Genomic DNA, 14,507 nt, shown 5'->3' with positions numbered 1-14,507 from the left:
CCCCACCCACCTCCCCTGGAGACGCAATGACGTCGTTCGTCGACTGGCTGCAGCACGACACAGCCGGACTACTCACTCTCGCAGCGGTATCCATCGCCGTGCTGTTGATCCTCATCATCAAGCTGAAGCTCGAGCCGTTCATCGCACTGATCGTCGTCGGTGTCGGCGTCGCGCTCATCGCGGGAGTGTCGGTGGTCGAACTGGTCGGCACACCGACGTCGGCGGCCGACTCGATTCTGGAGAAGGGCTTCGGCGGCATCCTGGGGCACATCACCCCGATCATCGGCCTGGGCACCGTCCTCGGCGCGATGATGGAACGCTCCGGCGGAGCCGACGTCCTGACCGAACGTCTACTGAAGCTGTTCGGCCCCAAGGGCGCTCCGCTGGCGATGGGTGTCACCGGCCTGGTGCTGGGCATCCCGGTCTTCTTCGACATCGGCATCTTCATCCTCGCCCCGCTCGTGTACGTGGCGGCGAAGCGCGGCGGCAAGTCGCTGGTGATGTACGCGATGCCGATGCTCGCCGGCCTGTCCATGACGCACGCGTTCCTGCCCCCGCACCCCGGACCCGTCGCCGCGGCCGGTCTGCTGCACGTCGACATGGGCTGGATCATCATCATGGGCCTCGCCTGCGGCATCCCCGCCTGGTTCGTCAGTGGCGTCGTCTGGGGTAGCTGGATCGGCAAGCGCGTGATCATCGAGGTCCCGGACGAGTTCATCCCGGAGGAGAAGGAAGCCGACAAGAACCCGCCGCCGCTCTGGCTGATCTCGTTCATCATCCTCGTGCCGATGGTGCTGATCCTCGGTGCGACGGTCGGCAACGTGGTCCTCGAAGAAGGCTCGACACTGCTGTCGGTCCTCATCTTCCTCGGCACACCCACGATCGCACTGACCATCGCCGTCCTGCTGGCGCTGTACCTGCTCGGTACCCGGCGCGGAATCACGGCGCAGGAGATCGGTGCGATGTCCGCGGCGGCGTTGAAGCCGGTCGGCATGATCCTGCTGGTCGTCGGTGCCGGAGCGTTCTTCGGCGCGGTGCTGCGGGCCACCGGAGTCGGGCAGGCCCTGGCCGACTCGATGGACGCACTCGGTCTCCCGGTCATCCTGTCCGCGTACCTGATCAGCTGCGCACTCCGCATCGCCCAGGGTTCGGCGACCGTCGCCATCGTCACCACCGCAGGCGTCATCGAACCCTCGATCGCTGCCGGGAATTACTCCTCCCCGCAGATCGCCCTGATCGTGATCGCCGTGTCGGCCGGATCCATCATCGCCAGCCACGTCAACGACGGCGGATTCTGGATCGTGTCACGGTATTTCAACATGTCGGTGAAAGACACCCTGAAGACGTGGACGGTGCTCGAAACCATCCTGTCGGTTGTGGGCTTCGCGATGGCCTCGCTGATCTGGGTGCTCGTCTAGCTCCCGGAGTCCGCATCGCGCAGCACCCGCGCCGCACCGGCGAACGTCCGCACCTGCCGGTCGTCCCAGACATGGGCAGGCACACCACCGCCCAGCAGTGTGCGGACGAGCGCGGGGTCGTCGCCGATCGGCACGTCGCTGCCCGCGATCACGATGTTGCCGTAACGGCGGCCCTTGAGCATGGCCGGATCGGCGATCACCGTGGTGGACGGAAACACGCTGCCGATGGTCGCCGCCTCCCGGCGCGCCAGGACGAGGTCGCGGGTGTCGCCGCAATTGACCGCGTAGATCCCGCCGGGTGCCAGCACTCGTCGCACGTGGCCGGTGAACTCCGACGTCGTCAGCGGCGCCGGGGTCGTGTTGCCCGCGAACACGTCGCGCACGATCAGGTCGCGGCTGGACTCCGTCAACGTCTCGGTGACCGCCCGCGCCTCACCCACCCGCAGTCGCAGCAGTGGGGCCCGGGGCAGGTCGAACCAGTCCCGCACCAATTCGGCGAGTCTGCCGTCGAGTTCGACCACCACCTGCCGGGCGTCCGGATACCGGGCGGCGAGATGCCGGGCAAGTGAGCAGGCGCCGCCACCGAGGTGCAGGGCCCGCACCCGCTGGTCCGTTCCCCAGTGCGACGCGACCAGTTCGGCGATCCACCGCATGTACTCGAAATCGAGGTGCGTGGGGTCCGACAGGTCGATGTGGGAACTCTCGACTCCGTTCACCTTCAGCACCCAGCCGTGCGGATTGAGGTGGTCTTCGGTGAGTTCGCACGTGCCCGTGTCGATCGGGTACACGCCGGCGACGGGACCCCCGTCCGTTGTCCGGGCAGCCCGACCGCCGCGCTGCCTGCCCATCGACCGTCTTCCCTACTGCTCGCACCGTCCGCTCGCGTCTGCTGCGAGAATCGTCCTCCCACGATACCGGGACGAGACACGGGTGACCTACCGTGGTGACGCGCACGAGAAGGGAAGACGATGGAACCTCAGGAAGTCGACTTCGCGCACACCGAAGGCGCTGCGAAGCGACGTCGCGAGAAGGCGATGGGACTCGCGCGGTATGTGTGGGATCGCGGAATCAGCGGTCAGGAACTCCTCGACCTCACCGACGGCACGCTGCGGAAACTCGCCCGGGAGGCCGGGTCGAACCCGCCCAGCACCATGGAGACGTGGCTGACCGTGGTCGAGTTGCTCGAGCAGAAATCGGCATGGGCGGAACGCCACCCCGACCATCCCGCCGCCACCCCGGCGCACCGGGACGAGAAGATCATGTGGGTCAAGCCGCCGATCGTCCCCTGGAACTCCTGACCCGTGAGTACTTATTAACCGCGGGCGGTTAACAAGTACTCACGGGCGGAGCATGAGGATGCGGTCGTCGCCCTCCGCCGGATCGCCGCGACCGTCGCGGTTGCTGGTGCTGAACCAGACGGCACCGTCGGGTGTCGCGACGACGGTACGCAGTCGCCCGTACTCGCCTTCGAACAGCGACTGCGGTTCGCCGAGTGAGCCGTCCCCGGCCACCGGGATCCGCCACAGCCGTTCGCCGCGCAGCGCCGCGACCCACAGCGCGCCGTCCTGGAACGCGAGCCCGGACGGGGACGCCTCGCCGGTGGACCATTGGACCACCGGGTCGACGAAGCTCGCCTCGTCCGACTGCCCCTCGACTTCCGGCCATCCGTAGTTGCCGCCGGGTTCGATCAGGTTCACCTCGTCCCAGGTGTTCGCCCCGAACTCGGTGGCCCACAGCCGGCCCGCGTCGTCCCACGCGAGGCCCTGCACGTTGCGGTGGCCGAGCGACCACACGGGTGATCCGGGGGTGGGATTGTCGGCCGGGATGGACCCGTCGGGGTTGATCCGCAGGATCTTGCCGCCGAGCGAGGACGGGTCCTGGGCGCGTGGCCGGTCACCGGCTTCACCGGTGGCGACGTACAGCTTGTCGTCCGGGCCGAACGCGATCCGGCCACCGTCGTGGATCGATCCGGCGGGGATCCCCGTCAGGATCGGGGCCGGCTCGCCGAGGCTGCGACCGTCGAAACGCAGGGCGACCACCCGGTTGTCGTCGTTCGTGGTGAGGTACGCATAGATCGTCTGGTCCGTTGCGTAGGCCGGTGAGACGGCCAGCCCCAGCAGCCCCGATTCACCCTGCGCCGCCACACCGGGCACCTCACCGATCACGGTCGTGCCGCCGTTCGCCTGCAGGTGCCGGATCGCGCCGCTGTCCCGTTCCGCGATCAGCGCCGTCCCGTCCGGCAGGAGCGTGATCCCCCACGGCACGTCGAGGTCGGCGGCGATCACCGTGGGCTCGGTGTCTGCCGGTGCGGCGACCGCGGTGGTCGGCGACGGCTGCGCGGAACTACCCTCGGACTGGCATGCCGCCGCGCACGTGACGACCACCAGCAACGCCGCAGCCGAGAAAAGTCGCCGTCCCATGGGTGTCCTCCCGTCGCACGACCGCACCCTGTCCATCCTCCCCCAGGTGAGTGGCAAAGTATCCTCGACCACGCATCGCCACTCACATGAGGAGGTGACGGCGGGTGATCCTTCCGCAGAAGGTCGCGCAGGGGGTGGCGGACGGCACCGTCACGGTCGCCTTCCGCCGCTGGGCCGCACCTCGGGTGCTCGAGGGCTCGGAATTCCACACGGTCTCGGGAATGGTCCGGATCAGCTCGATCACGACTGTCGACCCGGACGGAATCACCGAGGACGACGCCCGCCGCGCCGGTGCCGCCTCCGTCGCCGAGGCGCTGGCCGCGCTGCGCGGCGCCCCCGGACAGCCGGTGTACCGCATCGGACTCGAGTGGGTCGGCGAGGACCCCCGCGTCGCGCTGAGCAGCGACGACGACCTCGCGGACGACGCGATCGCGGAGATCGCGCAGCGTCTGGAGCGCCTGGACACGCGGAGCAGTCACGGCCCGTGGACGCGCACGATTCTGCAGCTCGTCGCCGACAACCCGGGCCGCCGCGCACCCGATCTCGCGGAGAGCCTCGGCCGTGAGACGCAATCGTTCAAGCGGGACGTCCGGAAGCTGAAGAACCTGGGGCTGACGCACAGCCTCGACGTCGGGTACCGGATCTCGCCGCGCGGCGCCGCCTACCTCGCGGCAACCGCGCCCGACGACGCCTGATCGGTCATTCGCCGCGCTTACACTGTGCTCCATGGCCACTGCGGGCGATCTGAACCTCGAGCGGTACTTCGAACGGATCGGGTACGACGGCGACCGATCCGCGACCACCGCGACACTGAACCAGCTTGCCGCACATCACGCCCGGTCGATCCCGTTCGAGAACCTCGACCCGTTCCTCGGCACACCGAACCGGCTCGACCTGCCCTCGCTTCAACACAAATTGGTCGAATCACGAAGAGGCGGTTACTGCTTCGAACAGAATCTCCTGCTGCGGGCGGTCCTGCTCGAAATCGGATTCGACGTCACGCCGCTCGCCGCGCGGGTTCTATGGGGATCTCCGATCGATGCGGTCACTCCGCGCTCGCACATGCTGTTGCTCGTCGACGTCGCAGGCGAGCGACGGCTCATCGACGTCGGGTTCGGCGGCATGACCCTCAACACCACGTTGCGCCTCGAACTGGGCACCGTGCAGGACACTCCGCTGGAACCGTTCCGGCTGGTCGACGTCGACGGCGATTACGCGATGCAGGCGCTCGTCGGCGACGAGTGGCGGACCGTCTACCGATTCGATCTCACCAGGCAGTTCCCCGTCGACTACGAGGCGCCCAACTGGTACCTGTCGACCTGGCCCGGATCGCATTTCGTGACCGGACTGATGGCGGCGCGGGCCACGGAGGACCGCCGCTACGCCCTGGCCGGTACGCGACTGACGGTGCACCACCTCGGCGGTGCGTCCGAGAGGCGCGAACTGGCGTCCGTCGACGAACTCCGGGACAGCCTCGAGACCGATTTCCTCATCGACACGAGCGGACTGCCGTCACTGGGTGCGGCGTTCGGCCGGCTCCGGCACAGCTAGTCGCCCGGTACCATGACGGCGTGTGCGAAACAGGTGGCTGCTGAGGTGGCCGAGCAGCCCGCGTCGGGGGAACGGTATTTCCTCGAGTCCCTGGACCGCGGCCTGAGCGTTCTCGAATGCTTCGACGAGCAGCACCGGGAACGCACACTGAGTGAGGTGGCGCAGGCTGTCGGGATCACCCGGTCCACGGCGCGCCGGATTCTGCTCACCCTGGTGGACAAGGGTTTCCTGCGTCTCGACGGACGCAACTTCTCGCTCACGCCCCGGGTGCTGCGGTTCGGCTTCTCGTACCTCGCCGCGCTGCGACTGCCGCAGGTCGCCGACCCGCACATCGAGGCTCTCGCGAAGGAACTGGGCGAGACCATCTCCGTCACCATCCTCGACGGTCCCGACGTGGTGTACGTGGCGCGGGTCCGCTCGCCGAGGATCATTCGCATCTCCATCACGGTGGGCATGCGGTTCCCCGCGTACGCGACATCGACGGGACGGGTTCTGCTGGCGGGACTTTCGGCCGACGCGCTCGACGACTACCTGAAGACCACCGAATTCCAGGCCTTCACCCAGCACACGATCTCCGACGCCGAACAATTGCGCGCCGAGGTCCGGAAGGTTGCCGCGGACGGCTGGTCGATGTCGGAGAACGAGCTCGAGATCGGCATCCGCGGCGCGGCCGTTCCCATCCGGGATCGGACGGGCGCCGTGGTCGCCGCCCTCAACTCGTCGCTGCAGGGCACCCAGTACACGCGGGACGACGTCGCTGTGTCGGTGGTGCCGAAGCTGGTCGCGACCGCGGAGCGGATCGGTTCCGACCTGTCCCTCGGCTGACCGTCTACGCGGCGCGCCTGCTCTGTTTACCCCCACTGCCGGGCCACACCAACTGCGGCAGCAATATTCAGTGCGCGTTCTCGAGCTTGGCTCGAGTGACGGCATCCGACGTGTCGGCACTCGAATCGGGCTGCAGTCGCCAGGCGATGAGCGCGCTGACGATGCAACCACCGGCGAGGTACACGGCCGCGAGGTGCCAGGACCCGCCGCTGGCGGTGACCAGGGCCGCCGCGATGAACGGGGTGAAGCCGCCGCCGATCGCGCTGGCCACCTGGTACCCGACGCCCGCGCCGCTGTACCGGTACTCGGCCCCGAACATCTCGGTGAACAGCGGCTGCTGGACGCTGACGACCATGTCGTGGGAGATGTTGACGAGGAGCACGGCGAGGATGACGGTGCCGATCATCGACCCGTTCTCGAGGAAGACGAAGAACGGGAACGCGCACACCGCGCCGATCAGTGCGCCGAGGATGTAGACGCGTCGCCGGCCGTGCTTGTCGGACAGCCACGCGAACAGCGGGATGGTGCCGATTCCCACCGCACCGACGAGCAGGCCGACGTTGAGCATGAAGTTGCGCTCCATCCCCAGTTCCTGAGTGGAGTAGCTCAGCGCGAACGTGGTCACGATGTACATGGAGAACAGTTCGGCGAACCGCAGACCGATGATCTGGAGGAATGCCTTCGGGTGGTTGCGCAGTGCCTCGACGAGCGGAATCCGCTTCTTGTCCTGCGCGGTCTGCTCCTCCTCGATCTTCTCGACCTTCTCGACGAATTCGGGGCTCTCCTGGACTCCGGCACGGATCCACAGACCGATACCGACCAGGACGACGCTGGCGACGAACGGAACCCGCCAACCCCACTGGCTGAATGCGTCCTCGGTGGTCAGGTTGCTCATGAGCATGACGAATCCGGTGGCGAGGATGAGCCCCACCGAGTAGCCGACCTGCACTCCGCTGCTGTAGAACGCCTTCTTCTTCGGCGGCGCGCTCTCGACGGCCATCAGCGCGGCCCCACCCCACTCGCCGCCGACGGCGAAGCCCTGGATGGCGCGCAGTGTGACGAGCAGGACCGGTGCCCACCAGCCGATCGACCCGAACGACGGCAGCAGTCCGATCAGGGCCGTGCTCGTGCCCATGATCAGCACGGTCAGGATCAGCATCCGCTTCCGTCCGATGCGGTCGCCGTAGTGGCCGAACACCACGCCGCCGAGCGGCCGGAACAGGAATCCGACGCCGAACGTCGCGAACGCGGCGAGCGTGCCGATCGCCGGGCTGACGTTCGGGAAGAACTCCGAGTTGAAGACCAGTGCCGCGACCAACCCGTAGAGCAGGAAGTCGTACCAGTCGATGACCGCGCCGACGAAACTGCTCAGCGCTGCTCGTCGCGCCTGCTTCTCGGCTGCCGGGGTGAAGGCGTGATCGCTCATTCCGATGTCCCGTCCTACGTTGGTGCCGGACACGCTCTGTTCGCATACCGAACGCATGTCCGCTGGTTGAATAATGTGACGGTAGCCATAGCGTTTCCGCGTTGTCAAGGCAGACAGTCGAGACCGTGCAGATGCGTGGTACTGCCGTTTCGTCTATCCCGGCCGCGCGAATTTCACCGAATCGGCGGTACCCCGGCCCCCTCGGCTCGTACACACTTTCCGGATCAGCGACGCACATCACACCCGGAGTAGCGCCGAAGGGATTTCTCCATGTCTGGAACCACCGATCCGCAGCTTCAGCACACGCTGAAGAAGCGGCACCTCTCGATGATCGCTATCGCGGGGGTGATCGGCGCAGGCCTCTTCGTGGGCTCCGGGGTCGCGATCCGCGAGACGGGCCCCGGCGTTCTCGTGGCATACGCACTCGCAGGCATCGTCGTCATCCTGGTGATGCGCATGCTCGGCGAAATGTCGACCGCCAACCCCGAGACGGGATCGTTCTCGGCGTACGCCGACCGCGCGATCGGCCGCTGGGCCGGCTTCAGCATCGGCTGGCTCTACGCCTGGTTCTGGATCATCGTCCTCGGCATCGAGGCGACGGCCGGTGCCGTCATCATGAACCGCTGGATCCCCGACGTCCCGCAGTGGAGTTGGGCACTGATCCTGATGGTGCTGCTCACGCTGACGAACATCGCGTCCGTGAAGTCGTTCGGCGAGTTCGAGTTCTGGTTCGCATCGATCAAGGTCGCAGCGATCGTCATCTTCCTGGTGCTGGGCGTCCTCGCGATCTGCGGAGCCCTGCCCGGCGTCGAAGCACCCGGACTCACCAACCTCACCGGTCACGGCGGGTTCTTCCCCAACGGGGCAGGTGCCGTATTCGCGGCAGTGCTCGTCGTCGTGTTCTCGTTCTTCGGCGCCGAGATCGCGACCATCGCCGCCGGCGAATCCGCGAACCCCGTGGCCGCCGTGCGCAACGCCGTGCGCTCGGTCGTGTGGCGGATCCTCATCTTCTACATCGGCTCCATCGCCGTCGTCGTGACGCTGCTCCCCTGGGACGACGCCTCCGTCGCGCTGAGCCCGTATGTCGCCGTCATGGACTCGTTCGGCATTCCCGCGGCCGGCAACATCATGGACGTCGTCGTGCTCACGTCCGTGCTGTCCTGTCTGAACTCCGGCCTGTACACGGCGAGCCGGATGATCTTCTCGCTCTCCCGGCGCGGCGACGCCCCGGCCTCGTTGTCGAAGATCGGATCGTCCGGCGTTCCGCGCCAGGCCGTGCTCGTCTCGACGGTCGTGGGATTCCTGACCGTCGGCCTCAACTACCTGTACCCGGACACCGTGTTCCTGTTCCTCGTCAACTCCTCGGGCGCGATCGCCCTGTTCGTGTGGCTGGCGATCTCGGTGTCGCAGCTGCGCATGCGGCGCAGCCTCGAGGCGGAGGGCAAGGACCTGTCGCTGAAGATGTGGCTGTTCCCGTACCTGACGTGGTGCACCATCGCCGCCATCATCGCGCTCTGCGTCGGCATGCTCGTGCTGCCGGAGACCAGGAGCCAGATGTACGTCTCGATGGGACTCGCCGTGGTCGTGGTCGGAATCGGGATCTACCGTCAGCGCACGCGCGGGGCCGTCGACGAGACGCCGGACCCCTCGACCTCCGGCGAAGAGGTCGACGCCCTCCGCCCCTGAGCTCGGACCCCACGCCGCGCTGTTCGCATATCGAACAGTAGTGCGCTCTCGGAACTCGGCGTACAGTCCCGCCGAGGAACGGCCGGACCCACCGGCCCGAGGAAGGACCGAAGCTCATGAGGTGGGCGATTCTGGGCGCGAGCAACATCGCTGCCACACGCGTGATCCCCGCGTTGCGCGAGTGCGGGCAGACCGCGGCAGTCGTGCTCAGCGGCGACGCGGCACGCGCGGAGGACTACCGGCGGACCCACGACATCGAGGCCGCCACCGGTGACCTGCGCGAAGCGGTGGGCGGGGACGTCCAGGCGGCCTACATCTCGTCGACCAACGACAAGCACTTCGACCACGCCATGGCCGCGATCGACGCGGGTCTGCACGTGCTGTGCGAGAAGCCGCTCTCCTTCGACGTCACTCAGGCGCAGAAGATGGTCGACGCGGCCGCGGCAGCGGGGGTGGTCTTCGCGACCAACCATCATCTCCGCAATCACCCCGTTCATCGCGCGGCGCGAAAGATGCTGGCGGAGGGCGCGATCGGCGACATCCTGTCGGTGCGCGTCAGCAACGCCATTCTGCTGCGCCAGGCCCTGCGTGGGTGGCGTCTCGACGGTGTCGGCGGCGGAGTCGTCCTCGACCTCGCGGTGCACGACCTCGACACGCTCCGCTTCGTCACCGGAATGGAACCGACGAAGGTGACGGCGGTGGGGGTGTGCCAGAGACTCAGCGAGGGTCCGGCGGACGCCGTGATGACGAGCGGCGTCCTCGGCAGTTCCACCCTGTTCTCCCTCCACGACGCGTACACGGTCCCGGGCGCCGTGACCGGTTTCGAGATCCACGGAACCACGGGCACTCTCGTCGCAGGCGACTGCATGCGCCCGGATCCCACCGGAACGCTGCGGATCGTTGCGGACGGTCAGGACACGACCGTCCCGCTCGAGCCCGTCGACAACCTGTACGCACCGGGGATCCGGGCGTTCGTCGACGCCGTCAATGGGGACGGTGACGGTGAACCCGTGGCGACCGGACACGACGGACTGCGTTCGGTGACCGCCGCACTGGCCGTCCTGCAGTCGATCGACGAGGGCCGGACGGTGCGCCTCTGAGGGGAGGCCGCTACATGATCAGCCCGCTGGGGCGACGCCGCAGCGGGGACTGTTCCTGCACGGGCATCGAATTCGGCGGGACGGGGTAGGGTGCACCGGCGTTGAGCGTCCCCGCGGCCACGTTCGGCCCGCACTGCGCGATCGCCGCCTGCAGGCGTGGCCCGGGGTCGGTCATCGCGGGAACGCCGGCGTTCGGTGCGGACGAGAAGTCGAACGCGGACGTCATGTCGCCGACGGCGCCGCGGCGCCAGTCGGTGAGATTGGGGACGGGCACGCCGAACCGCTTCTCCAGCAGCCGGAGCTGCGACGTGTGGTCGAACGTGTCGGACGCGACGAGGCCGCCGCGACTGTACGGCGAGACGATCAGCGACGGCACCCGGAAACCGAGGCCGATCGGACCCGGATTGTTCTCGCTCTCCGACACCGTGTTCAGCGGAACCGTCAGATATTCGCCCGGGGTGCCCGGCGGCGGTGTGGGCGGGGTGACGTGGTCGAAGAAGCCGCCGTTCTCGTCGTAACTGATGATCAGCGCCGTCTTCTCCCAGATCGCCGGGTTCGACGTGAGGATGTCGAGTACCTCGACGATCCCGACCGCGCCCGCGGCCGGGGGCAGCGCCGGATGCTCACAGGTGAAGATGTTGGGCACGATCCAGGACACCGCGGGCAGGGTGCCGTTCGCGACATCGGCCCGGAAGTCGTTGGGGTACGTCGGATCGAGACCGCGGCGAGCGAGTTCCGAATTCGGGTCGCTGTACTGCGTGAAGCAGCCGAGCATCCCGTCGAGCGCGACACTCGACACGGGGCCGAGGTCCTTGTTGGCGTACACCTTCCAGCTGACGCCGGCCTCCTGCAGGTTCTCCGGATAGGTGCGCCACGAGTAGACGAACTTGGGGATCACCGTCGGCGTCTCGACCAGCGGCCCACCGGCCAGCCCGTCCGGGTCGATCGTGCCCGTCATCCAGTACAGCCGGTTCGGGTCCGTCGGTCCGAGAACCGAGCAGAAGTAGTGATCGCAGATCGTGAAGGCGTCGGCGAGGTCGTAGTGCACCGGGATGTCGGCTCGCGTGTAGTAGCCCATCGTCGCGGGGCCGTTGAGCGGCCCCTCGTGCGCGATGTGCACCGGCATCCACCGGTCCATCGCGCCGCCGTTCCACGCGTCGTGCTGCGGACCCCACGAGTGGGTGGGGTCGTTGATGCATTCGCCGTCGAGGTGCGTGCCCTGCGTGGTGTCGAGCCGGAACGGGTTGAGGAACCCGGTCGGGGTGGGCCCGGCACCCGGCGTCCAGCCGTACTGCTGCCACGCCGGTGACGGGTCGTCGAAGCCGCGTACCCCCGACAGCGTGCCGTAGTAGTGGTCGAACGAGCGGTTCTCCTGCATGAGGTAGACGAAGTGCTCGATGTCGTTCAGCGACCCGCTACCGCCCGGGTCCTGTGCATAGGCGCGGTCGATCACCGGGCCCGCCCACGAGCTGAGGAAGGCGGCGCCGCCGGCCGCTGCGGCGGAGGCGAGGAACTTGCGTCGTGAGATGTCCGATGCCGGGGTCACGGATCGTGACGGTAGTCGCTGCGGACTCCGCCCGCCCGGCGAATGCGGAGGTTGCTCTACTGCGGGCCGAAAGGCACGTCACCTTCCAACGTGATGCGGTGCATGACGCGGTGCTGGGTTCCGTAGTCGCGGTTGGCGTAGTGCGCGGTGCTGCGGTTGTCCCACAGCACGAGGTCGCCGAGACGCCAGCGGTGCCGCACGATGTGCTCGGGTTTGGTCAGGTGTGCATAAAGGAAGTCGAGTATTCCGCGGCTCTCCGCCTCGGACACTCCGGCGATGTGGGACGTGAAGCCCGGGTTCACGAAGATGCCCTTGCGTCCCGTCTCAGGGTGAACCCGAACGACGGGATGCTCGATGGGCACGAGCGCGGTGACTTCCTCACCGTCCCAGACGTTTCCCTTGCCGCCACGCTTCTGCGCGAGGTAGTACCCGAACTCGCGGTTGCCGTCGTGCACCGCGGTCAGCTGGTCGATCATCTGACGGATCGGCAGCGACAGCGACTCGTACGCCAGTTGGCTGTCGGCCCAGTTGGTGTCGCCGCCGTGCGGTGGGAGGACGACGGGGCGGAGGATCGACCCCAGCGGCGGTCGCTTCATGAACGTCACGTCGGTGTGCCACACGTCGGCGAAACCGTTGTCCTGGCTGTCGAGTGCGTACACCTCCTGCGCGACGTCCCCGCTGTCGTGGACGGGGTGCCCGGCGGTCAGCCGGCCGAGACGGCGACCGAACTCGATGTGGCTCGTGTCGTCGAGTGACTGACCCCGCAGGACCAGCACCTTGTGTTCGGTCAACGCCGAACGGATCGCGGCCACCTCGTCGTCGGTGGCGGACGCGACGTCCAGGCCGATGATCTCGGCGCCGAAGTGGGGGCCGAACTTGTCGAGCGTCAGCGACGCCGTTCTGGTTTCGAATGCAGTGCTCATGGTGTCTTTCCGCGAAGGTGATCGAGCCTGGAGACGGGCGCACCGGCCCGGACCTGCGAACGCGGAGAATGCGTGAGGAATGACCGGATGCCGGAGGCTACCGAGGAGTGGACAGCACGCGGTACGCGCGCCGGACCATCAGCAACAACAGATATTGGCGCACGTACGGCACAGGTCGACGGTCAGGCGTCGCACCAGGTGAGTCGTATGCACGAAGCAATTCCTACCGGATGGCAGGGAAATGAGCAAGCTCGGGGCAATCGGCGGCGATCAGCTCCAGCGCGCCTGACCACCGTCCAGCGGGATGGTGGCACCCGACAGGTAACCGGCGTCGGCGCCCACGAGGAAGACGACGGCACGCCCGATGTCCTGCTCGCAATCACCGATCCGGCCGAGCGGGATCGACTTCACGAACTCGGCGGCCTCCTCGGGGTTGTTCTCCGTCCACCATTTCAGACCTGGCGACAGTGCATGCGGCGCAATCGCGTTGACGCGGATTCCGTCGGGTCCCCATTCGCTGGCCGCGGTCCGGGTGAGCGAGCGCATCGCCTCCTTGGTGGCCGCATAGAGCCCGTATCCGCTGGTGTCCCACCGCACCGCCGAGGAACTGACGAGGTTGATGATCGAGCCGCCGCCGCGCGCCTTCAGGTGCGGGTAGCACAGCTGCATGAGGAACAGGGTCGCCACCGGGCCGACGGCCATGGCACGGTCCAATAGTTTCGGAGTGATGTCGAGGAGCGGTCCGAGCGCGCTCGCGTTGGCATTGTTGACGAGGATGTCGATGCCGCCGAACCGGTCCACGACCCGGTCGACCATCGGGCCGAGCTGATCGCGTTTGCTGACGTCGCAGACGATCGGCTCGGCGTCGCCGCCGAAGTCGGCGATGGCGGTGCACGTGTCGACGAGTTTCGCCTCCGTTCGCCCGACCACCGCGATCCGGGCGCCCTCCTTGGCCAGTGCGAACGCCATACCGGCGCCCACGCCCTGACCGGCGCCGGTGATGAGCGCGACCTTGCCGTCCAATGTTCCCATCACGAGTCTCCTTTGCCGGGTTCCGTGTCCGCTGCCCACCGGTTGGACGTGAGCCGGAAGCTGGGAATGTCGGACAGCGACATCACCGCCTCGTAGGTGCGCTCGTATCCGGTGTGGGCGATCCGCCATCGGCCGTCCGGTCCGCGGACGTAGCGGTCGGAGTAGAACGCCGCCCCGCGCAGCACCATGCCGTGTTCCGGGATCAGCACGGTGTCGGACAGGTACCAGCGTCCGGTCGCCGTGTCGCCGTCGACGTCGATCTCCGGGTGACCGCAGTGGTGTTCGGTGATGGTCTGCGGCCCCAGATTCGACTTCATGAAGTCGACCAGCGCGTCCCGCGACTCGAACGCGAGATGCTCACCGTAGTTCGCGGTCGCGTCGGGAAGGAGAGTGTCGGCGAACTCGTCCCAGCATTTCGTGTCCAGGGCCCGCAGATACGCGTATTTGAGCCTGCTGATCGCGGCGACGGCCTCGAGATCCACGGAATTCACCCTTCGTCCGCCCCCGAAACTGACACCTGTTCTACCACGGATCGCCAGGCGTGGGGGCGGACTCGGGGATTACCGGCCGACGCTGCCCG

14 protein-coding genes are annotated in these 14,507 nt (G+C 67.5%); 7 read left to right on the top strand and 7 right to left on the bottom strand.

The annotated features are described in order from the left end of the window. Positions 1-26 precede the first annotated feature (26 nt). Positions 27-1,418 (top strand): GntP family permease, encoded by a 1,392-nt coding sequence (locus WKC72_RS10490; RefSeq protein ID WP_009475153.1) that lies wholly within the window; start codon positions 27-29, stop codon positions 1,416-1,418. On the opposite strand, the gene WKC72_RS10485 is transcribed toward WKC72_RS10490, so the two are convergent. After that, positions 1,415-2,266 (bottom strand): spermidine synthase, encoded by an 852-nt coding sequence (locus WKC72_RS10485; RefSeq protein WP_370182506.1) that lies wholly within the window; start codon positions 2,264-2,266, stop codon positions 1,415-1,417. The two genes, WKC72_RS10490 and WKC72_RS10485, sit on opposite strands and share 4 nt — an antisense overlap. A 120-nt stretch (positions 2,267-2,386) precedes the next feature. Here WKC72_RS10485 and WKC72_RS10480 point away from each other — a divergent pair, with 120 nt between their 5' ends. After that, complete coding sequence (locus WKC72_RS10480) at positions 2,387-2,716, top strand: hypothetical protein (protein ID WP_037225897.1); 330 nt, start codon at positions 2,387-2,389, stop codon at positions 2,714-2,716. Between the two features lie 39 nt (positions 2,717-2,755). Here the strand turns inward: WKC72_RS10480 and WKC72_RS10475 are convergent, their stop codons facing one another. After that, on the bottom strand, positions 2,756-3,838 hold the full coding sequence (locus WKC72_RS10475) for a sorbosone dehydrogenase family protein (protein WP_370182503.1): 1,083 nt from the start codon (positions 3,836-3,838) through the stop codon (positions 2,756-2,758). A gap of 104 nt (positions 3,839-3,942) precedes the next feature. Between WKC72_RS10475 and WKC72_RS10470 the strand changes: the two genes are divergently transcribed. From WKC72_RS10470 to WKC72_RS10460, 3 genes are read left to right on the top strand one after another with little or no spacing between them, the layout of a single operon-like run. Then, complete coding sequence (locus tag WKC72_RS10470) at positions 3,943-4,533, top strand: hypothetical protein (RefSeq protein ID WP_370182502.1); 591 nt, start codon at positions 3,943-3,945, stop codon at positions 4,531-4,533. Positions 4,534-4,564: 31 nt separating this feature from the next. Next, positions 4,565-5,389 (top strand): arylamine N-acetyltransferase, encoded by an 825-nt coding sequence (locus WKC72_RS10465; RefSeq protein WP_128641364.1) that lies wholly within the window; start codon positions 4,565-4,567, stop codon positions 5,387-5,389. A 45-nt stretch (positions 5,390-5,434) separates the two neighbouring features. Beyond that, complete coding sequence (locus WKC72_RS10460; protein ID WP_370182500.1) at positions 5,435-6,214, top strand: IclR family transcriptional regulator C-terminal domain-containing protein; 780 nt, start codon at positions 5,435-5,437, stop codon at positions 6,212-6,214. A gap of 67 nt (positions 6,215-6,281) precedes the next feature. On the opposite strand, the gene shiA is transcribed toward WKC72_RS10460, so the two are convergent. Beyond that, positions 6,282-7,640 carry a shikimate transporter gene (gene shiA, locus WKC72_RS10455; RefSeq protein WP_370182499.1) on the bottom strand — a complete coding sequence of 453 codons (1,359 nt, stop codon included), beginning with the start codon at positions 7,638-7,640 and terminating at the stop codon, positions 6,282-6,284. Positions 7,641-7,910: 270 nt separating this feature from the next. Between shiA and WKC72_RS10450 the strand changes: the two genes are divergently transcribed. Both WKC72_RS10450 and WKC72_RS10445 read left to right on the top strand, forming a co-directional pair. After that, a complete protein-coding gene (locus WKC72_RS10450) occupies positions 7,911-9,326 on the top strand; it encodes an amino acid permease (RefSeq protein ID WP_037225908.1) in 1,416 nt (471 codons plus the stop codon). A gap of 116 nt (positions 9,327-9,442) precedes the next feature. Beyond that, positions 9,443-10,426, top strand: coding sequence for a Gfo/Idh/MocA family protein (locus WKC72_RS10445; RefSeq protein ID WP_370182498.1), 984 nt, complete (start codon positions 9,443-9,445; stop codon positions 10,424-10,426). A gap of 10 nt (positions 10,427-10,436) precedes the next feature. Here WKC72_RS10445 and WKC72_RS10440 read toward each other — a convergent pair whose 3' ends face one another. The 4 genes from WKC72_RS10440 to WKC72_RS10425 form a co-directional block, all read right to left on the bottom strand. Continuing rightward, positions 10,437-11,972, bottom strand: a complete 1,536-nt coding sequence (locus tag WKC72_RS10440) for a phospholipase C (protein ID WP_037225912.1) — start codon at positions 11,970-11,972, stop codon at positions 10,437-10,439. Between the two features lie 56 nt (positions 11,973-12,028). Continuing rightward, positions 12,029-12,895 carry a TauD/TfdA family dioxygenase gene (locus tag WKC72_RS10435; RefSeq protein ID WP_128641359.1) on the bottom strand — a complete coding sequence of 289 codons (867 nt, stop codon included), beginning with the start codon at positions 12,893-12,895 and terminating at the stop codon, positions 12,029-12,031. Positions 12,896-13,165: 270 nt separating this feature from the next. Next, the gene (locus tag WKC72_RS10430) at positions 13,166-13,927 is read right to left on the bottom strand and encodes an SDR family NAD(P)-dependent oxidoreductase (RefSeq protein WP_037225914.1); all 762 of its coding nucleotides are present in this window, start codon (positions 13,925-13,927) and stop codon (positions 13,166-13,168) included. Next, complete coding sequence (locus WKC72_RS10425; RefSeq protein WP_037225917.1) at positions 13,927-14,409, bottom strand: nuclear transport factor 2 family protein; 483 nt, start codon at positions 14,407-14,409, stop codon at positions 13,927-13,929. Before WKC72_RS10425 ends, WKC72_RS10430 begins: the two co-directional genes overlap by 1 nt. Positions 14,410-14,507 lie beyond the last annotated feature (98 nt).

This window comes from Rhodococcus wratislaviensis, from assembly GCF_041228765.1.
In the GTDB taxonomy this organism is placed as follows: domain Bacteria; phylum Actinomycetota; class Actinomycetes; order Mycobacteriales; family Mycobacteriaceae; genus Rhodococcus_F; species Rhodococcus_F wratislaviensis.
The sequence above is the reverse complement of the archived record's forward strand: the minus strand, read 5'-3'. Positions and strand labels throughout refer to the sequence as shown.

What these genes read in the sequence shown, in the direction of transcription:
- WKC72_RS10490 (WP_009475153.1), top strand. Translation starts at nt 27, where the DNA reads ATGACGTCGTTCGTCGACTGGCTGCAGCACGACACAGCCGGACTACTC.
- WKC72_RS10485 (WP_370182506.1), bottom strand. Translation starts at nt 2,266, where the DNA reads ATGGGCAGGCAGCGCGGCGGTCGGGCTGCCCGGACAACGGACGGGGGT.
- WKC72_RS10480 (WP_037225897.1), top strand. Translation starts at nt 2,387, where the DNA reads ATGGAACCTCAGGAAGTCGACTTCGCGCACACCGAAGGCGCTGCGAAG.
- WKC72_RS10475 (WP_370182503.1), bottom strand. Translation starts at nt 3,838, where the DNA reads ATGGGACGGCGACTTTTCTCGGCTGCGGCGTTGCTGGTGGTCGTCACG.
- WKC72_RS10465 (WP_128641364.1), top strand. Translation starts at nt 4,565, where the DNA reads ATGGCCACTGCGGGCGATCTGAACCTCGAGCGGTACTTCGAACGGATC.
- shiA (WP_370182499.1), bottom strand. Translation starts at nt 7,640, where the DNA reads ATGAGCGATCACGCCTTCACCCCGGCAGCCGAGAAGCAGGCGCGACGA.
- WKC72_RS10450 (WP_037225908.1), top strand. Translation starts at nt 7,911, where the DNA reads ATGTCTGGAACCACCGATCCGCAGCTTCAGCACACGCTGAAGAAGCGG.
- WKC72_RS10445 (WP_370182498.1), top strand. Translation starts at nt 9,443, where the DNA reads ATGAGGTGGGCGATTCTGGGCGCGAGCAACATCGCTGCCACACGCGTG.
- WKC72_RS10435 (WP_128641359.1), bottom strand. Translation starts at nt 12,895, where the DNA reads ATGAGCACTGCATTCGAAACCAGAACGGCGTCGCTGACGCTCGACAAG.
- WKC72_RS10430 (WP_037225914.1), bottom strand. Translation starts at nt 13,927, where the DNA reads ATGGGAACATTGGACGGCAAGGTCGCGCTCATCACCGGCGCCGGTCAG.